This window comes from Sphingobacterium sp. MYb388, from assembly GCF_037479535.1.
Taxonomy (GTDB): Bacteria; Bacteroidota; Bacteroidia; order Sphingobacteriales; family Sphingobacteriaceae; genus Sphingobacterium; species Sphingobacterium anhuiense.
This window is the reverse complement of the sequence record NZ_JBBGYV010000002.1, coordinates 563,863-585,255: the sequence shown is the minus strand read 5'-3', so window position 1 is coordinate 585,255 and position 21,393 is coordinate 563,863. Positions and strand designations below refer to the sequence as shown.

The 21,393-nt window shown below is 39.2% G+C and carries 22 protein-coding genes and 1 pseudogene; 11 read left to right on the top strand and 12 right to left on the bottom strand.

Features of this window, described 5'->3' with window-relative positions; translation table 11 throughout:
• Positions 1-49: 49 nt before the first annotated feature.
• Complete coding sequence (locus WH188_RS08395; protein ID WP_168127252.1) at positions 50-625, bottom strand: RNA polymerase sigma-70 factor; 576 nt, start codon at positions 623-625, stop codon at positions 50-52.
• Between the two features lie 1,132 nt (positions 626-1,757).
• Here WH188_RS08395 and WH188_RS26310 point away from each other — a divergent pair.
• Positions 1,758-2,246, top strand: coding sequence for a DDE-type integrase/transposase/recombinase (locus tag WH188_RS26310; protein ID WP_445265588.1), 489 nt, complete (start codon positions 1,758-1,760; stop codon positions 2,244-2,246).
• A 36-nt stretch (positions 2,247-2,282) separates the two neighbouring features.
• The gene (locus tag WH188_RS26305) at positions 2,283-2,564 is read left to right on the top strand and encodes an integrase core domain-containing protein (RefSeq protein WP_445265587.1); all 282 of its coding nucleotides are present in this window, start codon (positions 2,283-2,285) and stop codon (positions 2,562-2,564) included.
• A gap of 162 nt (positions 2,565-2,726) precedes the next feature.
• Here WH188_RS26305 and WH188_RS08385 read toward each other — a convergent pair whose 3' ends face one another.
• The 5 genes from WH188_RS08385 to WH188_RS08365 all read right to left on the bottom strand — a co-directional run bounded on the left by WH188_RS08385 (position 2,727) and on the right by WH188_RS08365 (position 6,218).
• Positions 2,727-2,936, bottom strand: a complete 210-nt coding sequence (locus WH188_RS08385) for a hypothetical protein (RefSeq protein ID WP_339423797.1) — start codon at positions 2,934-2,936, stop codon at positions 2,727-2,729.
• A gap of 3 nt (positions 2,937-2,939) precedes the next feature.
• Positions 2,940-3,113, bottom strand: a complete 174-nt coding sequence (locus WH188_RS08380; protein WP_339423796.1) for a hypothetical protein — start codon at positions 3,111-3,113, stop codon at positions 2,940-2,942.
• A gap of 536 nt (positions 3,114-3,649) precedes the next feature.
• The gene (locus tag WH188_RS08375) at positions 3,650-5,326 is read right to left on the bottom strand and encodes a KGGVGR-motif variant AAA ATPase (protein ID WP_339423795.1); all 1,677 of its coding nucleotides are present in this window, start codon (positions 5,324-5,326) and stop codon (positions 3,650-3,652) included.
• 1 nt (position 5,327) lies between these two features.
• On the bottom strand, positions 5,328-5,843 hold the full coding sequence (locus WH188_RS08370; RefSeq protein ID WP_339423794.1) for a helix-turn-helix domain-containing protein: 516 nt from the start codon (positions 5,841-5,843) through the stop codon (positions 5,328-5,330).
• A gap of 9 nt (positions 5,844-5,852) precedes the next feature.
• Positions 5,853-6,218: a type II toxin-antitoxin system HigB family toxin gene (locus WH188_RS08365; RefSeq protein WP_021191255.1), complete on the bottom strand. Its 366-nt coding sequence runs from the start codon at positions 6,216-6,218 to the stop codon at positions 5,853-5,855.
• A gap of 470 nt (positions 6,219-6,688) precedes the next feature.
• Here WH188_RS08365 and WH188_RS08360 point away from each other — a divergent pair, with 470 nt between their 5' ends.
• Both WH188_RS08360 and WH188_RS08355 read left to right on the top strand, forming a co-directional pair.
• Positions 6,689-7,603 carry a helix-turn-helix domain-containing protein gene (locus WH188_RS08360; RefSeq protein WP_339423793.1) on the top strand — a complete coding sequence of 305 codons (915 nt, stop codon included), beginning with the start codon at positions 6,689-6,691 and terminating at the stop codon, positions 7,601-7,603.
• Positions 7,604-7,788: 185 nt separating this feature from the next.
• Positions 7,789-9,036, top strand: coding sequence for an MFS transporter (locus tag WH188_RS08355; RefSeq protein WP_339423792.1), 1,248 nt, complete (start codon positions 7,789-7,791; stop codon positions 9,034-9,036).
• Positions 9,037-9,558: 522 nt separating this feature from the next.
• On the opposite strand, the gene WH188_RS08350 is transcribed toward WH188_RS08355, so the two are convergent.
• The 3 genes from WH188_RS08350 to WH188_RS08340 all read right to left on the bottom strand — a co-directional run bounded on the left by WH188_RS08350 (position 9,559) and on the right by WH188_RS08340 (position 11,649).
• Positions 9,559-10,008, bottom strand: coding sequence for a protein-disulfide reductase DsbD N-terminal domain-containing protein (locus WH188_RS08350; protein WP_339423791.1), 450 nt, complete (start codon positions 10,006-10,008; stop codon positions 9,559-9,561).
• A 492-nt stretch (positions 10,009-10,500) separates the two neighbouring features.
• Entirely contained in the window at positions 10,501-11,106 is a 606-nt protein-coding gene (locus tag WH188_RS08345; RefSeq protein ID WP_339423790.1) for an NAD(P)H-dependent oxidoreductase, read from the bottom strand.
• Between the two features lie 21 nt (positions 11,107-11,127).
• A complete protein-coding gene (locus tag WH188_RS08340; RefSeq protein WP_339423789.1) occupies positions 11,128-11,649 on the bottom strand; it encodes an NAD(P)H-dependent oxidoreductase in 522 nt (173 codons plus the stop codon).
• 239 nt (positions 11,650-11,888) lie between these two features.
• Here WH188_RS08340 and WH188_RS08335 point away from each other — a divergent pair, with 239 nt between their 5' ends.
• Entirely contained in the window at positions 11,889-12,590 is a 702-nt protein-coding gene (locus tag WH188_RS08335) for a phage integrase SAM-like domain and Arm DNA-binding domain-containing protein (RefSeq protein ID WP_339423788.1), read from the top strand.
• A 101-nt stretch (positions 12,591-12,691) separates the two neighbouring features.
• Here the strand turns inward: WH188_RS08335 and istB are convergent, their stop codons facing one another.
• Together istB and istA are read right to left on the bottom strand one after the other, a co-directional pair.
• The gene (istB, locus tag WH188_RS08330; RefSeq protein ID WP_339423787.1) at positions 12,692-13,441 is read right to left on the bottom strand and encodes an IS21-like element helper ATPase IstB; all 750 of its coding nucleotides are present in this window, start codon (positions 13,439-13,441) and stop codon (positions 12,692-12,694) included.
• A gap of 19 nt (positions 13,442-13,460) precedes the next feature.
• Positions 13,461-14,990, bottom strand: coding sequence for an IS21 family transposase (gene istA, locus WH188_RS08325; protein ID WP_339423786.1), 1,530 nt, complete (start codon positions 14,988-14,990; stop codon positions 13,461-13,463).
• Here istA and WH188_RS08320 point away from each other — a divergent pair.
• Positions 14,989-15,189: a hypothetical protein gene (locus WH188_RS08320; RefSeq protein ID WP_339423785.1), complete on the top strand. Its 201-nt coding sequence runs from the start codon at positions 14,989-14,991 to the stop codon at positions 15,187-15,189. The two genes, istA and WH188_RS08320, sit on opposite strands and share 2 nt — an antisense overlap.
• Positions 15,171-15,668 (top strand): annotated as a pseudogene (locus WH188_RS08315) (conjugal transfer protein TraG); the annotation flags it as partial. The gene WH188_RS08320 and the pseudogene WH188_RS08315, both read left to right, overlap by 19 nt.
• 372 nt (positions 15,669-16,040) lie before the next feature.
• Here the strand turns inward: WH188_RS08315 and WH188_RS08310 are convergent.
• A complete protein-coding gene (locus tag WH188_RS08310; RefSeq protein WP_339423784.1) occupies positions 16,041-16,937 on the bottom strand; it encodes a helix-turn-helix domain-containing protein in 897 nt (298 codons plus the stop codon).
• A gap of 549 nt (positions 16,938-17,486) precedes the next feature.
• Between WH188_RS08310 and WH188_RS08305 the strand changes: the two genes are divergently transcribed.
• From WH188_RS08305 to WH188_RS08290, 4 genes are all read left to right on the top strand, one after another.
• Entirely contained in the window at positions 17,487-18,416 is a 930-nt protein-coding gene (locus tag WH188_RS08305) for an aldo/keto reductase (RefSeq protein WP_339423783.1), read from the top strand.
• Positions 18,417-18,509: 93 nt separating this feature from the next.
• On the top strand, positions 18,510-19,652 hold the full coding sequence (locus WH188_RS08300) for an aldo/keto reductase (RefSeq protein ID WP_339423782.1): 1,143 nt from the start codon (positions 18,510-18,512) through the stop codon (positions 19,650-19,652).
• A gap of 78 nt (positions 19,653-19,730) precedes the next feature.
• Complete coding sequence (locus tag WH188_RS08295) at positions 19,731-20,309, top strand: NAD(P)H-binding protein (protein WP_339423781.1); 579 nt, start codon at positions 19,731-19,733, stop codon at positions 20,307-20,309.
• Positions 20,275-21,378 carry a zinc-binding dehydrogenase gene (locus WH188_RS08290; protein ID WP_339423780.1) on the top strand — a complete coding sequence of 368 codons (1,104 nt, stop codon included), beginning with the start codon at positions 20,275-20,277 and terminating at the stop codon, positions 21,376-21,378. The genes WH188_RS08295 and WH188_RS08290 overlap by 35 nt, the downstream gene beginning before the upstream one ends.
• The last annotated feature ends 15 nt before the right edge of the window (positions 21,379-21,393 follow it).

Here is a 21,393-nt window from a genome sequence, read left to right as displayed (position 1 = left end):
TTTCTTATTTTTTTTTCCTGTTATATCCTGCTATAATCCTCTAAAGAAATCACAGTGTAAGAAAAAACATTTTTAGACCTGTGCGGATAAATTTCAGCGCTTTGGTGATATAGTACTCGATGGTTTTCTCAGAGAGGTCCAGGGTGGATGCAATCTCTTTATGACTGCGTCCTTCCACACGGCTCATCTCGAACACCAGGCGGCATTTTTCGGGCAATGCCTCGACCAGATACTGCAATCTTTCATTAACCTCATTGAACTCGAGCCATTGCTGGGTGGAGTCGTCCGATAGTTCGGAAAGGACCTCCTCTGTTGCGTTATCACTTAAATACTTATGCTTGAACCGCGCATTGAGACATTTGAGCACCCGGTATTTTACCGCAACAGCTAGGTACGAACCTAAAGAAGAATGAACTTCAAGCTCTTCCCTCCGGTTCCAGATGCTGATAAAGATCTGCTGTACGATATCTTCGGCCTCTTCGAGACAATTCAGCTTATTGGCAGCTGTGGTAAACAGCTTTTTCCAGTAGCGATCGTACAACACAGTAAACGCCTGATTGCTGCTAGCCTGCAGCATGTGTAGAAGTTCCTCATCCGAAAGGGTGCTTATCTTAACGTCTATCATAGATCAATAACTAATTCATTATCAATACCATTAACATAAATCCACAAATAATGGTACCATAAAAATAAATTCCTGGCTTGCAATGCTTTTCTTCTCTTTGGCTAAAAGCTAAAGAGGAAAAAAAGCAACTTAAGCGTACGAACAACGAAAAGCTTATAATAATGGTAGACCTTCATAAAAAAGAATCATCAATACTTTATTCCATTGTATCATTAAAACTGCAGACCGGGCTGCATAAAGGAATAATCTTTCCCAAAAAAAAGCGTATAAAGCTCTTTCTAAATTTATATCGGTCTGAAGCCTAATTTTTTGTTCACAGGTATATGCTAGTAGGTTCCTGCCAGAACGGGAATCCCTAATCTATTTTGGAAATATTATTTGAAAGAGCTGTGTAAAAAGAAATATTCCATAAACAACACGGAATTACTGTCATTATTAACTCCGTAAATAAATTATGGACCGAACTTAAGCCGGCGTCTCTATGCTTTTAGCTGGGCTACTAATCGAATTATGGGTTAAAGTCGGAAAATCTGGATATAATACATAGTAACATTGACTTCCACCACATTAACTTAAGTAGATATCTAAATGGATAGTAAGGCAATATTGTCAACGACAATGGCCATCATGATCTGGTAGGATATAAGAGTGGAAATCCAAAAAATCGCCAATATTATCAAGAAATCAATTAATTTGGCACAAAAAATGTATTATTAAATTAGGTTAATAATTGGTTAGATTAAAAACGCTTGAGTTTCCCAGACTCAAGCGTTTTTTTATATTACTATATAGATGCATTGAATGTAAATTATCCATCTTTATTACAATTGTTTACATAAAGATATAGCTAAAGTTCATTACTTATTTTCTTAAATATTTTATTTTTATTAATAAATAGCTAAGCTTTCTTTACTGCTTCTATGATTTTGCCTGATAATTATCTGTCCACAATATTTGATCTCAGCAGTATTAAAAAAACTAAGCGTAGCGTCTCATGAATCCCATTAAAAACAGACAATAATGAATAAAAGTATTGAAGCCTTTCCAGCGTCGTAAAATAGTCAAAGGCTTGATTTCCGATTATCGAGTCTCCTTAAGCAGGGCCTGCCAGATCTCACTTTTGAACAGATCCATGTGGTATTACAAAAGTTGTAAGCGTGCAGATACTTCCCTACGTTTAAGAATACGAGATATTGCGGAGACTCGAGTACGTTATGGGCTTTGGCGGATTTATATACTTTTACGGCGTGAGGGATGGCCAGATAATCATAAAAGGATTTATCGCATCTATAAAGAAGAAGGGTTGAAATTGAGAAGTAAACGGCCCAGACGCTGTCGGGCTGCTTCGCATCGCTCTAAAAGACCTTTATTTTCCAATTTACATGACTGCTGGAGCATGGACTTTGTCTCCGACGCACTGTTTGATGGGAAGAAAATCCGTTGCTTAACTATAGTGGATAATTATAGCCGTAAATGCATTGCAATCCATGTTGGACAGGGTATAAAGGGCTATCAGGTTGTAGAAGTTCTCGAAGAACTAAGGTTGTTTAAAGGAGCTAAGCCAAAGAAAATTCAAGTGGATAATGGATCAGAACTGCAAAGCAATCATGAACTCCAATAAAGAAAAGACATAAGTGAATAATTTATCTCAAAAGAAATGGACAGATGGGCCTGCGAACAAAAAGTTGAGCTCGTTTTCTCCAGACCTGGAAAACCAACGGATAATGCGTATATTGAGTCGTTCAACGGAAGCTTCCGAGACGAATGTTTAAATACCAATTTGTTCCTTTCATTGGAGGATGCCAAGCAGAAAATTGAAGACTGGAGACACGAATATAATACCTTCAGACCCCATAGCTGTTTAGGGGATTTAACGCCTGAAATGTTTATTGAAAATCAGGTCAAAACAGCAAATTTTTCTACTTTACAATGCTCCTAAAATTGGGAGGAGATCAGACTCCATGTTGATTCCTATCACAATTAAAAACATACCTAATAAAGTTCTCATATTTGGAAGTTATTACATATGTATTATCCATTATTCTAAATTACTGGTCGAGATATTCCAAAAAATTATCTCGACCAATTTTTAATTCAAAATTTAACTCGTATGACACTCCCTGCTGCAATAATAGCAACCATTTATTTTCCTATAAGGAAATCTTCGTTTTGCTTCTACAACAGCAGACTGACAACCCCAAAATTCTCCCATAAAAGTATAATCTTGGGTAGGGAAAAACCCACATCCTTGAGCATGAACTTCATAATCCCCGTTTACCTGTATATTATTATTGATATAATACTTTTTCATAATCTACTTTTCCTTTCTAACACCTTTAAATTTACCTCCAGATGTTTTGACATCCATAAATTGTCCTGTTTGCGTATCACGCTTGGTCCATAATCCTGTTACTGGATTTTGAGATTGGCTACGTTCTCCCACGTAACCATGACGGCGATTGTCGCCTATTTTGCCATTACCTGCCATTGAATTAACTTTAAAATTTTGAACATAATCTCCCATCAGCTATGATAATGTCGGTTTTTTCCAAAATGGAAAGCCCACAACATTGCCAAAGCATCTTGTTAAGATTTTTACTATTAATCTGTGATCTAATTTTTCGTAAAGGACATGGGGAGGTCAAGACCCAGGTTACACTGGAAAGGAAAGAGTATAATTACGGGAAACCAGAATTTTATTTTTTTTTTCGTAACAAAATCCGTTATTTCGCGTTTAATTAAAAACAACAACTCTATTCTACCTTTCAGGTACGGATGATATTTTGAGCTAAGTGTTACCAGCACTTGGCTCATATTTTAAAATATCATCTTCCTATTTTCTTATATTTTATCTAATCAAATTTCCTTCCTACTAATTATTTTACTATCAATACAACAATTAAAACAAAAATACTAAATTTTAAATCATATTTATCTAGAAAGAATTTGGAAATTTTCCACATCCATTTCTTCTACTTACCTCGTTATAAGTTAATAAAGAATTGGGCCTTAGCTTTCAATTCGTCAAATATTTTTTTGAGCCCCTTTCCACTTAACATCAATTTTATATTTATCTAAGATTTTTTTAAAATTTTCATCATTCATAAAGTAAAGATAAAACTCATCTTCATCTATCATTTGTTGAAAATCTTTATTAGTTAGTCCCAAAGAAAAAGCCAAATCTAAATTTTTATAAAACTCACGATAATTACCAATACTCCCATTCAACTCTGCTAATGTGGTATTTGCTAATATGTGTTGCGGATTCAGTTCTAAAGATTTATAAACAGCCTCAAAACCTTCATTATACCTCTTTAAAACACGTAAGCTGTTTGCATAACCATTCCAAAGGCTTGGATTTTCAGGGTCTTGATCAACTGCTTGTTGATAATACATTAACGACTTTTCATAATCCTTTTTCCTATAACTGATAATCCCAAGCATCGATAAAGATCCAATCACATTGGATTCAACCTCCATTTGATGCTCAAATAAATTTATAGCAACATCAAGCTTTCCTTGTTTCACAAAAGCATGTCCTTTGAAATATTCAGCATTATCAGCTAATTGCGGGTTTAGTGTCTCTGCTATCTCCAAATTCGCTATTGCTTCTGTACATAGATCAGCTTCAAGATATACAATGCCCAAATATAGATATGCAAAAGAAAATCGAGGATATAATTGAATTGCTTCTTTTAATAATGATATTTGATCTTCTCTGACTTTGCTTTTTTGAGCTTTTTCTACAAGCATATTTGCTCTCATAAAATTATCAAGCTCATCTACTTCTTGGCTATCAACCGCCACATCATGCGTGAGTTCCTGAAATAACTCCAAATAGTCTGCAGAGGTAACCGATTGACCTAATAAATCATCATTCCTGTGATGCATTCGAATCTCTTCTCGCATCTCTAATTCAGGTTCAGAATGAACAACAAATATTTTTTCAACTACGAAGTCCTTTATCTTCTTATGCTCTAATTTTTCATTCAAAATCCTTAATGCTGTACTTTTTGCATTCGCTTCCCTTGGTTTATCCTTAGCTTTAGTAAAATAAGGAATTCTAGAAAGCACAATGTTAATCTTAGGTACGGTATTTCTTAATGAATTTGAAGGTACAGCTAGTGAACAAAGCACCTGACCTATTCCATCAAGGTTTTCTGTATTATTCGCAGCAAACAACACAACTTCATCTGCCATAATAGACATGGTAACACCAGCGATATCTGTAATCCCTGTTCGAGAGTCAATCAATAAAACATCTGGCGACAGTTGGTTTTCGATCTGAAATTTCAGATTGAAAAAGAAATCTACTCCTAAACTATCTTTTTCGTAAAAAAGCTTCGTCCAGTTAATATGGGATAGTTTTTTCCAATATTCTTCGCGCGTCGTATTACCAGCAGCAATTAAAGAAACCGTTCCTCCACCCTCATTGAAGGAATTAACTTCAGTGACATAATCTAAAATATTCTCTGGAACAATATTTTCCGTAGTAAACTTGTGGATATAATCTACCAAGCCACCTTTTATCCCGCTTTTCCCTATACTATCACTAAACTTGATATGTAAACCCGGAGCCTCGAGGTCAAAATCAAGCATACAAACCTTTTTGCCAAACTCTGCCAATCTATTGGCAATATTGGCCAATGCTAAGGAACGTCCTACCCCGCCTTTGTACGAATAAAAAGTTATTGTTTTCATATTAACAACCTATAGCAAATAGTGCTCCTTTTTCAGAGACTCTTTTTTTAAATAATGCAGTTTGAGCAGTATTGATATATTCAAAAAGCACACTTTCTGTAAATACAGTCAATGAGCTCTGTTTTTTTTCTTTTGAATTAGAAACTAATAGGTCATACTTCACGTTGAGTAAGTCTTGGTCCAAATGCAAAAACTCAGATAACTCGCGAATCATATTTTTTGAAAGCGCTCTCTTTTTATTCATAACCTCAGAAACGATTCCACTGCTCCCGATATAGGGTTGTAGATCTTTCTGTTTAAGTCCCATATAGCTCATCTTAAGCTTAATGATCTCAACAGGATTACCTATGTTAATGTCTGTTACATCATTTTCGTAGGCTTCTATCCAATCTGAAAGCTGTTCAAATTGTTTGATGAGATCTTCGTTTTCTCCGAAATCTGAGCGATCACCGATTTCTTCCAACTTGGCAACTGCCAGGTTGTATTCCTCCTCATTTTTAAACATTTTCTTTTTCATCACTTTCATTTAAAACATTTCTACTGTGTACTGATTGTTCAGATTACAAAGTCTAGTATATTCGGCATGGGTACCAATCCATTTTATATAGATAACCCCATTTTTAAGCTTTTCGTGAAACTGATATTTTACTATAATCCGTAAATTATTACCTCGAATATCAATAACAGCCCGCTCGCTATTAGGGGTATCAGCTTTTGCATCAGCCTTTCCCAAAATATCCACCGCTTTTGCTCCAAAGGATTCTACAATATCTTGAGGTTTCCCCCAAGTTTGGGATTTTACAATCGACACCCAAGCTTCAAGAGCTTTCTTCTCTCTGGGATTAGTTTTGATATAACTATCAATAGAAGTAATTTTTATAATTCTCACCATACTGAAATACAGATCAATGGTCTTGCTCTTGAAGACAAAGGTAATAATAAAAAACTCTCAAAAAGAGAGTTTTTTATAAATTTACAATTTTATTTTAATAATGTTATAAGATATTACAATGTTGAGGGGTCTCATGCCAATTTTAAGAGCATGATAAAATTAATAAAGCTACTCACAAAGGAGGAAAATGCTCAAGGGGAATGAACTTTTAGATATATTTTAAGGATGAACATGAGCCTGCTTGGTAATTGAATATTCAGATAAATTATTCGAGGAACTAGTAATGGGTTTTAAAGGATTCAAGCCTACGGATATGGAAACTACAGAGTAATCACTCATTACAGGGCGGATATAAACATAAGATTTAGCTGGAGATTCCAAATTTTATGACATGTAGCCTATATCTGCTATATTTTTTACTGGAAATAAAAATATTGTCTATGATCGTTTCAATTTCATAATTTTGTACTATGAGTAGAAAGGAAAGTGTATCCGAGTTTTATAGCCGACATGGACGTATCGATAGGGAAGCTCGCGGTTTTAATGTATATAATCGAGCGAATTTTTCTTGCGATAGCACCTCTCTCCCACCCAACCGCAGAGATTTTTATAAAATATCCATCATTACAAAGGGCACGGGAATTTTAAGTTATGCCGATAAATCCATTAGGATTGACAAACCATCTATTACATTTTTTAATCCGATGATCCCATACTCCTGGGAACCAACCTCGGAAAATCAGGGCGGTTATTTCTGTCTTTTTACTGAAGATTTTATTACCCGCAACTTCAGAAATGAAAGTCTAGCCCAGTCCCCCCTCTTTAAAGTCGGCGGGGAGCATCTATTTTTTCCAAACACAGAGAATATTCATGTATTAAAAGGGCATTTTGAAAATATGATTCGCGAAATCCATTCCGATTATACACATAAATATGATCTTTTACGAAGCTATGTGCAGATCATTATGCATGAAGCTATGAAAATGCAACCGCCAGAAACGTTTTACCAACCTGCGAACGCGTCCGAACGCATTACAAAACTATTTGTGGAATTATTAGAATTGCAGTTTCCAATCGATTCGCCAAGCCAGGCATTGAAATTAAATACCGCAAACGAATTTTCTGCTCAGCTAAATGTTCATACAAATACCTTGAACCGCGCTTTGAAGGAATATACAGGCAAAACAACTACGGAGTGGATCACGGAAAGGATACTTCAGGAGGCAAAAGCATTGTTACAATTTAGTAGTTGGGACATCTCTCAGATAGCATTCAGCTTAGGTTTTGAACATTCATCTAACTTTATCTTTTTCTTTAAAAAGCAAACCGCTGTTACTCCTTTACAATTTCGGAAAAACACGGGATCAGTATATATTAAAAAATAAAATAGCAATATAAAACTCATTGTAATTTTCTATTTAAAACAGCACTTTCGGATCATATATATATGTTTACAAATGAAAACAGTTAGGGTTGATATTGCTGTTTGTATTTCATTACGATCTGTTTGATTGTCATAACTTTTCATAGTTATTAAAAACGAGATTTGATCCATAATAAATTTGTTTTTATGGATAGTTTAAATTTAGGTAACAACAAATGTAAAGTTGTTACAAGGATAGATGCAGCTCCCTCAGGCTCCAATAATGGAGGACCGACCGCACCAGCATGGACTGCAGTGTTTTCCCTAACAATGGGCGTTTTTGGATTGTTGACGTCTGAGTATTTACCGGCGAGTCTCCTAACCCCTATGGCTTCGGAGCTCGGGGTGTCTGAAGCTGTTGCAGGCCAAACGGTTACTGTTACAGCAGTTGCGGCATTATGTTCGGGGTTAATCTTACCAGGTCTGACACGGTCTTTGGACAGACGATGGGTATTACTTGCGTTTTCATTTTTAATGGTTATTTCTAATTTATTGGTCGCTTTTTCTTCCAGTTTAATAGTACTGCTCGTCATGCGAACATTATTAGGTGTTGCTCTGGGAGGTTTTTGGGCGATGGCGGCGGCAGTTGCAATGCGTTTAGTACCTGCGGCACTTGTCCCAAGAGCTCTTTCTATAATTTTTAGTGGCATAGCCGTTGGAACAGTGGTGTCTGTACCCTTGGGAAGCTACTTAGGCGGGATCTTGGGGTGGAGAAGTGCCTTCTATGCTGCTGCTGTAATAGGGGTAATCACACTGGTTTTCCAATGGTTCACCCTGCCTCGACTAAGACCCCATAAAACAGCAACCTCGGGTACAGTGTCCAGTGTACTTTTACGGCCAGGAATAGCTATAGGAATGGTAGGCTGTGTATTAGCACACATGGGGCATTATGCACTGTTTACCTACATACGTCCGTTTTTAGAAAGCACTATTTCGATAGGGCCTAATGGTTTAGCACTCATGCTTCTGGGATTTGGAGTAGCTAATTTTGCAGGGACGTTATTAGCCGGTAAACTACTGGAAAGAAGTTTACGTAGAACACTGGTACTGATGCCAATGATCGTAGGTATCATAGCATTGCTTTTGGTAATGATTCCATCTTCTTTTGTAGGACATGCGCTATTAATTGCGATTTGGGGAATGGCTTTTGGCGGGGTTCCTGTAGCATGGTCAAATTGGGTTGCAAGAGCCGTTCCTGACCAAGCCGAAAGTGCCGGAGGCATGGTTGTGGCAGCCGTACAGGGGGCTATTGCAGCTGGCGCAGCCGCAGGGGGAATGTTATTTAACTTTACGGGAATTGTTGGTGTGTTTGTTACTGCCGGCGTCTCTATGCTTTTAGCTGGGCTACTAATCGAATTATGGGTTAAAGTCGGAAAATCTGGACATAACACATAGTAACATTGACTTCCACCACATTAACTTAAGTAGATATCTAAATGGATAGTAAGGCAATATTGTCAACGACAATGGCCATCATGATCTGGTAGGATATAAGAGTGGAAATCCAAAAAATCGCCAATATTATCAAGAAATCAATTAATTTGGCACAAAAAATGTATTATTAAATTAGGTTAATAATTGGTTAGATTAAAAACGCTTGAGTTTCCCAGACTCAAGCGTTTTTTTATATTACGATATAGATTCATTGAATGTAAATTATCCATCTTTATTACAATTATTTACATAAAGATATGGCTAAAGTTCATTACTTATTTTTTGGATTTAAAACCTTTTATTTTTTTCTGGTTCTGCTTTTTAAATATAATAAAAGACCTGCCATAACAAAAAAAGAGGTTAAGCTATTCCAATAACAAAAATCTTCGTTTAAGAATAGTACTGAGCTACATAACTGCTATACTATTTATAAATACCATTAAAAAATAGTTATAAGAAAAGGTGATTTTCACCTTTTCTTATTTATTTAATAGTCACAGTAAAGCTGTATTCGTCTGGAGGGAGACATTGGGAAGCATCGCATGCTTGCCACTCCACAGTGCCTTTTACTGTAGCTGTTCCTTTTTTAAGGCTTACTTTTTGTTGAAAAATAACTTCATTAGTAAAATAACCGACATCCATCTTGAAAACTTCTTCATGTTTTACTTTAGATTTTGGTTCTGCAGTTTTACCTGTCAACGCATAATCTGCAGCTTGAGCAAATTGAAAAGAGGTGGGAATAGGTCCTCCATCTTTTACGTTTTGAGAATAAATATGCCAACCGTTCTGAATAGTGGCTTTAATAAATACAACAGCTTCTTTGCTATTCAATTTTTTACTTGCTACAGTCCATTTCACCGGTTTGTGAATTTGAGCAAATGCGCCAGTTACCATACATACAACAGCGGTAATCATTAATACTATTTTTTTCATTTTATAATTATTTGATTCGATTTATAGTGACGTTTTTTATGCTTTTTTCAATAGTACACTTTGCTTTATTTTCCATGCAAAGTTGTATAAGCGTCTGATTAAAAATATACTGGAAAAAACTGTTTTATAATGAACAACATTAATTAAAGCAATATTCAATATAAACCTTTTAAAATGCAAGGATATCATTTATAGCAGTAAATTTTATTGAAATTGGCAGAAATTCAATAATACTTACAATAAAACAATTCATTTTCTTATGTTAATTATACTATTTATTGTTTCGGATATTTGATTAAGGATATTTTACCTATGTTAAGTATGGTTTGAGACAAAAAGTAATGTAACAAATTGCAGTTCTCATTATAGCAAATCCTCTTAAATAATGAGATATAACATTGAATATGTAAAACAATTTTAAAGCGCTATGCTATACTCTCTATCTATACCTATTTATTTCATTGGACTTATTTAGTTGATCAATATGTTAAATTAAATTCCGAATACCTTGGACAGATGAGATGGATAATTTAAAAGATCGCCAGCAATATCCCCATCTTTGAAGATATCAAAACAGTTATAATCTGAGACGACCTCGACTCCACAGAAACGATAGTTGCTGGTAATGTGCAATAAATAATCCTGTGTACTTATACCGCTGAAAAGCTTTTGATTGACATCGTTAAAACTCTCTTCGGGTGCGTTCCATGTGCTACAGACCATAAACTTTTTGCCCCGCATATTGCCACCTGTACCATATTGTCTGGTGGGATCTTCTCTTGTCCGTCCATCACCTGAAAGAAATTTGGCACTGTGCAGTCCGCTATTAAACACTTCGTCTACATATTTCTTATAGATCCATGGAGCTCCGAACCAGTTTATAGGTGTTTGTAGAATAATGATATCTGCTTCCAAATGTTTTTCTACTTCCTCTTCGGCATCATATTCTTTTTCAACTATTGTTTCTAATATCTCGTATCCCTTTGATAGAAAAAAGTCTTTGGCCACCTGTGTAAAAGAACTGTTCAAGGTTCCTTCTGACCAATTGGGATAGGTTAAGTGTGCATTGATTAAGAGCACTTTTTTAGATGAATTCATTGTGATTTCTATTGAATGTTTTTATTTGATTTTAAACACTTTTTGTAAATATGCAGGATAGTTTTCTATATATTCTTTAATGTGTTTGTTGTGGTAAACATCGTAGCAATAATGCCCTTGAACGACGTCAAAGCCGGTGAACAGGTAGTTTGCAGCAATATTAAACAGAGCATCATCCGCAGTTTTTCCTTTCCAAAGAGGGTTTTCAGGATTGTTAAAACTCTCTCTTGGGGCATTCCAAGTGGCAGAAATCATAAATTTTTTTCCCTGCATTTTTCCACCCATACCGTATTGTTTAAACCCTTCCGCTTCCGAACGTCCATCACCTGACAAAAACTTTTTGCTTTTCAATGCACTATTAAAAACCTCATCTACATATTTTTTGTATATCCAAGGGGCATTTTCCCAATTTACAGGCGTTTGCAAAATGATAATATCTGCCTGAAGATGCTTTTCAACTTCGTCATCAGCATTGTAACCATCTTCAACTTTCGTTTCTAAAACTTTGTAGTTTTTTAAATAAAAAAGATTAATAAAAAGCAAAAGTAAGCAAAACGATTAAAACCTTTGCTATACAATGTTTTATAAAATAGTAGTCGTAGTTTGGAACTCGGTGTCTGATAAGTTTTAGGCTTAAAATGACAAGGTTAGGTTACTAATTCGTTACTGATTGACAAAAGCAATGATATAGCCTAACTGGTTATATTTCAGTATTTTGCTCTACTATCTCCATTTCCTTGTAACTCAGTATAATTTAATTTTAAACATTAAACATTTGAGTTATGGAGCAGACAAAAAAATCGACGTTCAAACTGCTTTTCTATTTGAAAAAGAACGAACTGAAAAAGAACGGTAATGCACCGATTATGGCACGTATTACCATTGATGGAACAGCTAAGACTTTGGGTACAAAGTTAGAAATTAATCCTAATAATTGGGATTTAAAGTATGGAAGAGTTGAAGGCAAAAGTGCCGTTGCATTGAACATTAACCAGAAACTGGATAACATACGTGGTCGTATCGACAAGATATACGAAGATATGCAGAAACACGAAGGTTTTGCCACAGCACAGAAAGTAAAGCTTTCTTTTCTTGGTGTCGGTGTAATGGATGATGCAATACTAAAAGTATTCAACGACCAAAATCAAGATTTTAAAAGACTGGTTGAAAAAGAAGAACGTTCACAAAGCACCTATAACAAGTATATCACGGTTTACAACCATCTAACCAATTTTATTAAAGAACGCTATCATCGTGCTGATATGGCATTCCGGGAATTAACTACCGATTTCATCCGTGAATTTGATTTTTATCTCCGATACGATTTGCAATCAGCTCATAATACAGTTTGGGTGTACACGATGCCGGTGTTAAGTCTCGCTGAATTGGCTATCAAAAAAGGCTTGATACGTGATAATCCTTTTCAAGATTATGAGATAAATATGCAGGAAACCGACAGAGGTTGTAGATTTCGGAGAAACTGACCATGTAATTCCGTGGCAAATTGACCACCTAATTCGCTGGCGAACGAACGTTGCAAATGCTATAGAAGCGTTAACAAAAGTAGTGATTTAAAAGTTGTGTTTTATTGGAAGCTATTTTCTTGCACAGGCATCCTTTTCTTTCGCATTGATTCTCCCTTGAGTTCAATACGGTGTGCATCATGAACAATCCTATCCAATATTGCGTCAGCAATGGTTTTTTCACCGATCACTTCATGCCATTTGCTTACCGGCAGCTGTGAGGTAATGATAAGTGAGGTCTTTGAATGGCGATCCTCGATGATCTCCATCAAAGCCGCCCTGCTCTGGGCATCGAAGGGCTGTATGCCGAAATCATCTAGGATCAATAGCTGCTGTTTTTCAATTTTTGCAACCTCTTTGATATAGGAGCCATCGGCCTTGGCCATTTTCAGTTTGGCAAAAAGCTTTGGCGTACTGGCATATAATACCCTGTAGCCCAGCATACATGCCTGATGTCCGATTGCCGAGGCGAGGTAGCTTTTTCCGATCCCCGTACTTCTGGTAATGAGCAGGTTTTCAAACCTGTCGATAAAAGTACAGTCTGCCAACCTCATCACCTGGTTTCTATCAATGCTCCGATCCACATGGTAGTGGAGCTCCTCTATGGAAGCTTTATAACGGAATCTGGCATACAGTATCTGGTGTTCGATCCGCCGGTTCTGGCGGTAATCCCATTCGGAATCGATAAGGTGCGCCAATAGCTCATCGGAGGTGTACTGGTCGGTCTGTCCGGTTTCGATGCTGCTCTTAAAGGCATGGAACATGCCGTAGAACTTCAGTTTCTGTAATTTGTCAAGTGTGCTCGTGTTCATTTTTTATCTATTTTAAGGGTTATTGGTAATAGTCTTCGCCACGGATATTGTCATGGCTGGGCATAGGGAGTTCATCGGCAAAGAGGCTTTCGGGGTACTGGTCCATATTCTTCTCCAATATCATCTGTATGGTCTTATAGGAGTAGATACCAAAGCCCAGCGCCCTTCTACAGGCATTGATCAAACGTTCGTTGCCGGCTTTTTTGGCAAAGCCAAGGATACCCACGCATGATCTGTAGGCCTGCTCTGGATGTTGCTTGCGCTCCAGTACCTTTAAGATATAGAGCCTCACGTCGTCATGGATGCTGGTGGCCCATTCCAGAAAACGCTCTGGTGTCCAATCAGTAACGAACCTATGGGTGGTGGCCATATGCTCCCTGTCGGTGGTATAGTTGTAGGGGCTTTTCATCCGCTTGTGCATGGCGATGCGTTCATAATGATAGAATACCTCCACATTTGAGCTGCTGTACATTATCTTGACCTTTTTACCGATAAAGCGGAATGGTACGCTGTAATAATGTTTGTCCACTCCTAGGTTCACGTGCCCGTTCTTCATAACGGTGGCATAGTGCTGCTTTTTGAAGGCATAGCGCAGTACCGGAAGAGGATTCAGTGCCTCTTTTTCGATCTCTTCGAACTGCAGCCTCCTGCTGTAGTTGCGACCTTTCAAAAGTTGTGTGTTATGGGATTCCAGCGCCTCCAGTATGGCCGAATTGAGCTCGGACAGCGAATGGAATACCTTTTTGTTCAACGGGGCATAGATGCGGCTATAGGCTATCTTTACCGCTCCCTCCACCAGTGCCTTATCCCTTGGGCGGTATGCCCTGCCCGGCAGGATCGTTGTTCCATAGTGGTCTGCGAAATCGGCAAAGGTATCGTTTAGGGTAGGCTCGTAGCGGTTGCTCTTGGTAACCGCTGCCCTGAGGTTATCAGGTACGATGGCTGCCGGAACACCGCCAAGATAATGGAGCGTGTTCTCGCAGGCCGAGATAAAGTCCTCTTTCTGTTGGCTCATGACCGCTTCAACATAGGTGAGCTGGCTGGCGGCCAAGATGGCAACGAAGACCTCCACCTGGGTTACCTCGCCCGTATTCTTGTCTACGATGGCGAGTTTCTGTCCCGCAAAATCGATAAAAAGTTTATCGCCCGCTTTATGGTCCAAGTGCATCACGGGGTTCACCCTGTTCTTCCACTGGTTGTAGTAGAAACAGAACTGGGTATATTGGAAGCCATCCGGAAACTCCTTCATATAGGCCTCCCATAGCATCATAAGACTAACCCCGGTCCGCTTTAGTTCACGGTCAATGCGGGGAAAACAACGTTGAAGCGATATTAACCGGTTATTGGGAGCTTGTTCACGGCTCTTGCCAAAGAAATCATCCAGTTCCTTATCGTTAAGTGAATCAATCTGCTCAAAACTACAGCCGCTGGAACTGAAGGCCCTTAAATAAACTTTGACCGTATTACGGGAAACACCAGTATGGGTAGCGATGGAAAGCTTGCTACGCCCTTGGGAATACATTCTGAGTATCTGTCTGATCTTGCTCATGCTAATAGTGGAATTGGCCATTTCGATGGATTATATATCCATCAAAAGTAGGCTGGCCGCTATAGCATTCACGCATTATTCGAACTGGTCAATTTCCCCCGAAATCGGGTGGTCAATTTCAAGCGGAATAGGTGGTCAGTTTAAACCGAAATCGGGTGGTCAGTTTCAGCGAAATCTCCAGACAAAGAAGCAAAGGTAATTCAGAATACTGTTGGTAATATATTCAGTGGGCAGGTTGTGGGCGAAACGGCAAAAAGCCTTTCGGAACGTTTCGGAAAAGTATTGCAGAAACGCCAAAGTATGACCATCAACCGCAATGACAAATCAACTTCCATATCCACGCAGTTAGACAGCCTCATTCCTGCGTCTAAAATTTCAACGCTTACGCAGGGTATGTTCGTGGGTTCCGTGTCAGATAACTTTGACGAGCGTATCGAGCAAAAAATCTTTCACGCTGAAATCGGGGTGGATAATGACAAGGTAGCAGCCGAAACCAAAGCCTATCAGAAGATACCACAGATTTTATCTTTTGTAGATGAGCAGGGCGAGGATAAAATGAAACAAAAGATTGAAAGCAATTATCGTCAGATAAAGTCAGATGTTATGAATATTATTGTCAATGAAATGGAGCGTATTAAGAACGACCCGAACTTGCAGCATTTGGTGCAGGAAGGCTAGAAAAATTATTACTATCCATTCAAATTAAACTGCGAATTTTGCAGTAAATCTTCATTCGCCGTACCACAAGATAATTTTTTAAATATCATGCTCTAATCCAAAGTGGAAAAATAAAGAAATTTAAGGTAATAAATAACCCACCTTCCGAAGTGAGAATTATTTAGCTAAAATGAACGGTTGGTAAAAATTGATTGAAACGGCATAAATCAAAACTGGGTTTTAAGGATTTGATATGTTATCAAATGAGAGTGTGATGATATTTGTCACTACACTCTTTTCGATTTAAATACTTCATACCGATCTTTTCAAAAATCTTGGTAAATCACAGAAACACACCCTTTCTTCAACCAAATATAGTGTTCATTACATCTATTAGTTCAGTGTCACCCTATATTCATTGGGTGTAAGACCGGTACGAGATTTGAACACCCTTGTAAAATGCTGGGGATATTTAAAGCCCAGCTCATAAGCGATTTCATTAATCGTTTTATCCGTTCCAAAGATTCTGTTTTTCGCTTCCTCAATGATTTTGTTCTGAATATACTCCTTTGCCGTCTTTCCGGTTTCCTTTTTAATCAGATCACCAAAATAGTTTGGAGAAAGATTCAGTTTGTCAGCGCAATAGGCAACAGAAGGAAGTCCTATTGTCAACGGTTCGTCCGAAGAGAAATAAGTCAGCATCAGTTCTTCAAACTTTTCCAGTATCCCCTTATTGATATGCTCCCGTGTAATAAACTGCCTGTCATAGAAGCGGTCGCAATAATTGAGCAAGAGTTCTATATTGGAAGAAACGACTTTCCGACTATGTTTGTCTATAGACTGGTTCAGCTCAGAAGTGATCATCTGGAAACATTCCTGCACAATTTTTTTCTCCTTGTCAGATATATGTAACCCCTCGTTTGTGTTATAAGAAAAGAAACCGTATTCATTGATTTTTTTGCCCAGCGAAGTATTGTGAATCAGATCTGGATGGAATACAAGTGCTGTTCCTGTAGGTTGATAAAACGCCTCATTACTGTTTCCTGCGATCTGTCCTGGAGCGAAAAATACCAATGTTCCCTCCTGATAGTCATAGATACTATTACCATAAGTTAGATCCCCACAATTTGTCTTTTTAAGTACAACACAGTAAAGGTTAAAGTACATCTTGTATCCCAATCGGGGTTCCGCTTTTGACAGATCAACTATACTTACCAATGGGTGCAAGGTCTCATTTTTATTGAACTTACTATAGTCACTTACCGTATTAAAATTTATTACCCTATCCATATCCATATCCACTAAATTTAATGATACAAAATTACACATTTCACAGTTTCTGCCGACCTCTTGGAATATAATCAGTAAAAATGGTAGTTAATAAGTAATATGTATACCTATTAAAGACTTTCAGACTTTAAAACACTTAAGATTCATTTTAAAAAATCAGTCGCAATAATGAATATCCTTACACAATTGAATACTCACGGTTTGCTATGTTCTTTATGTCCCTTTTACATATTTTAAAACGATGAGGTTGATCCTCGTGCTCATTTTGTATCGTATTCCATGACCTGTTAAAATGCAGAATCTTCCATTGTAACGGTTTTCATTTGAGTACATTATCCGTAAAAATGGTAGAGGATTCAGTAATCTATATACCATTTATGGATGAAGTATTGCTGAACTTTGCATAGTAAACTAAGCAATGCAGGACATCGTTGAGTTTCGGAAAAATTTATCGAATACTTTACAATACAATCACTTGTTTGTGGTTGTTCAACAGATAATAATATGGAAAAAAGAAAATTAGGTAACCTTGAAGTTTCCGCTATCGGCATGGGTTGCATGAATTTAAATTTTGGTACAGGATCTGGGGTTAGCCGAGAGGAAGGGCTTCAGACAATACGGTACGCCTTTGAAAAGGGGATCACTTTTTTTGATACCGCCGAAGCATATGGTCCCTTTACAAACGAAGAGCTTGTGGGAGAAGCATTAGCACCCATCCGCAAGGAAGTTGTGCTGGCAACCAAGTTCGGTATGATTTCAGAGGAAGGCGGATTGAACAGCCGTCCCGAACATATCCGAAAAGTAGCGGAGGCTTCGTTGAAAAGACTGAAAACAGATTATATCGACTTGTTCTATCAGCACAGGGTTGACCCCAATGTCCCGATCGAAGATGTAGCTGGCACGATAAAAGACCTGATACAGGAAGGAAAGGTGAAACATTTTGGGCTGTCCGAAGCCGGTGCCGGAACAATCCGCCGGGCACATGCGGTACAGGCTCTAACCGCAGTACAGAACCAGTACTCCCTGTGGTCCAGAGAGCCAGAGCTATCGGTGCTGTCCACATGTGAAGAACTGGGTATCGGCTTTGTCCCTTGGGGGCCCATAGGTACAGGATTTTTGACTGGAAAGATTACTGCCGATACGAAATTTGACAGTGCTACCGATCTGCGGGCCATATTTCCAAGGTTTACTCCTGAGGCCATCACAGCGAATATGCCTTTGATCGAACTGCTTACAAAAATCGCCAAGCGTAAAAATGCAACACCGGTACAGATCGCGTTAGCATGGCTTCTGGCGCAAAAGCCGTTCATTGTTCCTATTCCGGGTATGGATAAAACAGCGTACATAGACGATAACCTGAAATCAGTCGATGTTGAGATGACATCAGCTGATCTGGCAGAGATGGAGGAGACTTTATCAGGAATACAGATACAGGGAGAACGTCTGAACAAAGATCTGTTAGAATTATCGGAAGAATAAGATAAATAAAAGAACATACTGCTTTACGGTAAAAAGTTCTTGGTGCTATTGGTTTTATAGTAACTGGTTGGTTTTACATTAAAAAATATTGACATGGAAGATAATGGATTTAACAGACGGAAATTTTTAGCATCCGGTGCAATGGCAACATCGGCTATTGTGCTGGGGCAACTGGGATTTGCACAGGGTAGCACTAATCCGCTGAGTAATACGAACAAGGGTGAGCTAGCAGGGCATGCAACCGGAAAAGGAACACTCCCTACACGAAAATTGGGCGCTCTTGAAGTAACCGGAATAGGGCTCGGGTGTATGAGCATGACCAGCAACAGCTATAATCCCCCAAGGAAGAAAGAGGATATGGTGAAATTGATCCGCAGGGCTTACGAGCAGGGTGTCACTTTCTTTGATACCGCTGAGGTTTACGGGGCTTACACCAGTGAAGAATATGTAGGAGAAGCGTTGAAGCCCATCCGTGACAAAGTGGTTATCGGCTCAAAATTTGGATTTGTGATCGACAAAGATGGCAAAAGCATAGGTCGTGATTCTAGTCCGGGCAGTATCCGCAAAGCGGTAGAGGGTTCACTGAAACGCTTGCAGACCGACCGTATCGACCTGCTTTACCTACACCGCGTGGATCCAAATGTGCCGATAGAGGATGTCGCCGGAACGGTAAAGGATCTGATCAAGGAAGGGAAAGCTTTACATTTCGGCCTGTCCGAACCTTCCCTGGAAAACATCCGGAAGGCGCATGCGGTGCAGCCCGTAGCTGCTCTTCAGAACGAGTATTCCATCATGGAACGGGTTCACGAATATAAAACCCTGGATCTCTGTGAAGAACTGGGGATCGGGTTTGTACCCTGGTGTCCTGTTGTCAGGGGAATGATGGGCGACAAATTCAACGAGTATATCCGTTTTGCTCCCGAATCACGTTTTGTTGCCGTGCCCTACATGAGTCCTGAAGCGCTCCAGAACAATATGGGCCTGCTTGATCTGGTCCGTGAATGGGCCGACCGCAAGGGCGCAACTCCTATCCAGATCTCGCTGGCCTGGCTATTGGCGCAGAAGCCCTTCATTGTTCCTATACCCGGGACGACGAAACTTCACCATTTAAAAGAAAATCTTGGTGCATTCGACGTATCGTTTACACAGGCTGAGCTGAATGAGTTCCGCTCTCAAATCGACAAGATCAATCTGATAGGTTTTAGGGAAAGAGAGTCTGTACTTAAGGATGTGTAATTTAAAAGGATATCATAATTTTCATAACGTTGTTCAAATTCAGGGGCATCTTAATGTACCCTATAGTCTAATAAATAAATGAAAAAAGTAATTGTAATAGGTGCCACAGGAAGTCTGGCATGGTATGTCATCGCAGACCTGAAAAGATTAGAGAATGTTGAACTTACCTTGTTTGCCCGCAATATCAATAGTTTAGCAGATGGGCTTGGCGATGGCTGCCACCTGATTCAGGGAGATGCTACCGTATACGGTAATTTGTTGTCGGCCATTGAAGGTAAGGACATCGTCTATATGAACCTTGCCGGAGATCTGGAGGCCATGGCAAGGAACATTACCCTGGCGATGCGGGAGACTGGCGTGAAAAGGATAATTGCGATCAGTTCGATCGGTATATACGAGACGCCCCTCAAGCCGGTACTGGTTCCTTACAGAAAGTTGGCCGATGTCATTGAATTGTCGGGTCTGGATTACACGATCCTTCGTCCCGACTGGTTCACCGATTCGGATGAAGTGGATTATGCGATCACAAGAAAAGGTGAGCAGGAATCCGGGCAGGCTATTTCCAGAAAGAGCATTGCGGCATTTGTAACTAATATCATCGAAGATCCCGAACTGCATAAAAATGAAAACCTGGGTATCAGTAAACCGGGTAAATAAGATAAAAGATATGAAAGGTTATATTTTAAAAGAAAAAGGAAAAGCACTATGGGAAGAACTTCCCGCCCCTGAAATAGGTCCATATGACGCATTGGTGCGTCCTACGGCCGTGGCGACGTGCACAACCGATGTGCATCTCATTGAAACTGCCGCCTGGCCAAATGCTGTTGGCAAAGTTATCGGTCATGAAGGCGTGGGTATCGTAGAAAAGGTCGGTGAGCTGGTGAAGGACTTCAAGCCCGGAGACCGTGTGGTCATTCCCAGTGCCGGATCGAACTGGAGACATCCCAAGGCACAACGTGGCGAAGCTAAATACCATCAGGACCTGAACCCCTACTTTTCAAAAGATCCAGGACTGGGAGGAAACTTTTCAGAGTTGGTAAAGGCTGTAGATGCCGATAGCCGCTTGGCACATATTCCTGAAAGCGTAACAGATATACAGGCGGTAATGATACCGGATATGATCGGCACGGGTTTTACCGGCGTCGAGCGTATGCAAATTGGTTTTGGCGATACCGTTCTGATCATGGGCATTGGCCCCGTTGGCCTGATGGCGGTTGCCGCTGCTGCTCTGCGGGGTGCAGGACGTATCATTGCCGTTGGATCGAGACCCAATACAGTGGAGCTGGCCAAGCAATATGGTGCAACCGATATCATCGATTACAAGGATGGGGATATATTGGAGCAGGTCATGGCATTGACAGCGAACCAGCCAGTAGATAGCGTACTGATTGCCAGTGGTGGTGACGCCAGTGAATCGTTCACGACAGCATTAAAAGCGGTTAAGTTTGGCGGACATGTAGCCTGTGTATCCATCTTTTTCCAGGAAAATGTGACCATACCATTGAGTGTCTGGGAATATGGCGGCATGGAGAAGTTCCTGACCGGAGTACTCATCCAGGATGGAAGGGAGTATTTTGAAAGACTTTTACAACTGATTGCCCATAAAAGACTGGATCCTACCCCGTTGGTCACACATGTGCTGAAGGGCTGGGATAAGCTGGATGAGGGATTACAGCTCATGAGGGAACGAAATCCCGATGTGATCAAAGCGGTCATCATTCCGTGATATTTCAAGGAAGTA

What these genes read in the sequence shown, in the direction of transcription:
- WH188_RS08395 (WP_168127252.1), bottom strand. Translation starts at nt 625, where the DNA reads ATGATAGACGTTAAGATAAGCACCCTTTCGGATGAGGAACTTCTACAC.
- WH188_RS26310 (WP_445265588.1), top strand. Translation starts at nt 1,758, where the DNA reads ATGTGGTATTACAAAAGTTGTAAGCGTGCAGATACTTCCCTACGTTTA.
- WH188_RS26305 (WP_445265587.1), top strand. Translation starts at nt 2,283, where the DNA reads ATGGACAGATGGGCCTGCGAACAAAAAGTTGAGCTCGTTTTCTCCAGA.
- WH188_RS08385 (WP_339423797.1), bottom strand. Translation starts at nt 2,936, where the DNA reads ATGAAAAAGTATTATATCAATAATAATATACAGGTAAACGGGGATTAT.
- WH188_RS08380 (WP_339423796.1), bottom strand. Translation starts at nt 3,113, where the DNA reads ATGGCAGGTAATGGCAAAATAGGCGACAATCGCCGTCATGGTTACGTG.
- WH188_RS08375 (WP_339423795.1), bottom strand. Translation starts at nt 5,326, where the DNA reads ATGAAAACAATAACTTTTTATTCGTACAAAGGCGGGGTAGGACGTTCC.
- WH188_RS08370 (WP_339423794.1), bottom strand. Translation starts at nt 5,843, where the DNA reads ATGAAAAAGAAAATGTTTAAAAATGAGGAGGAATACAACCTGGCAGTT.
- WH188_RS08365 (WP_021191255.1), bottom strand. Translation starts at nt 6,218, where the DNA reads ATGGTGAGAATTATAAAAATTACTTCTATTGATAGTTATATCAAAACT.
- WH188_RS08360 (WP_339423793.1), top strand. Translation starts at nt 6,689, where the DNA reads ATGAGTAGAAAGGAAAGTGTATCCGAGTTTTATAGCCGACATGGACGT.
- WH188_RS08355 (WP_339423792.1), top strand. Translation starts at nt 7,789, where the DNA reads ATGGATAGTTTAAATTTAGGTAACAACAAATGTAAAGTTGTTACAAGG.
- WH188_RS08350 (WP_339423791.1), bottom strand. Translation starts at nt 10,008, where the DNA reads ATGAAAAAAATAGTATTAATGATTACCGCTGTTGTATGTATGGTAACT.
- WH188_RS08345 (WP_339423790.1), bottom strand. Translation starts at nt 11,106, where the DNA reads ATGAATTCATCTAAAAAAGTGCTCTTAATCAATGCACACTTAACCTAT.
- WH188_RS08335 (WP_339423788.1), top strand. Translation starts at nt 11,889, where the DNA reads ATGGAGCAGACAAAAAAATCGACGTTCAAACTGCTTTTCTATTTGAAA.
- istB (WP_339423787.1), bottom strand. Translation starts at nt 13,441, where the DNA reads ATGAACACGAGCACACTTGACAAATTACAGAAACTGAAGTTCTACGGC.
- WH188_RS08320 (WP_339423785.1), top strand. Translation starts at nt 14,989, where the DNA reads ATGCTAATAGTGGAATTGGCCATTTCGATGGATTATATATCCATCAAA.
- istA (WP_339423786.1), bottom strand. Translation starts at nt 14,990, where the DNA reads ATGAGCAAGATCAGACAGATACTCAGAATGTATTCCCAAGGGCGTAGC.
- WH188_RS08310 (WP_339423784.1), bottom strand. Translation starts at nt 16,937, where the DNA reads ATGGATAGGGTAATAAATTTTAATACGGTAAGTGACTATAGTAAGTTC.
- WH188_RS08305 (WP_339423783.1), top strand. Translation starts at nt 17,487, where the DNA reads ATGGGTTGCATGAATTTAAATTTTGGTACAGGATCTGGGGTTAGCCGA.
- WH188_RS08300 (WP_339423782.1), top strand. Translation starts at nt 18,510, where the DNA reads ATGGAAGATAATGGATTTAACAGACGGAAATTTTTAGCATCCGGTGCA.
- WH188_RS08295 (WP_339423781.1), top strand. Translation starts at nt 19,731, where the DNA reads ATGAAAAAAGTAATTGTAATAGGTGCCACAGGAAGTCTGGCATGGTAT.
- WH188_RS08290 (WP_339423780.1), top strand. Translation starts at nt 20,275, where the DNA reads ATGAAAACCTGGGTATCAGTAAACCGGGTAAATAAGATAAAAGATATG.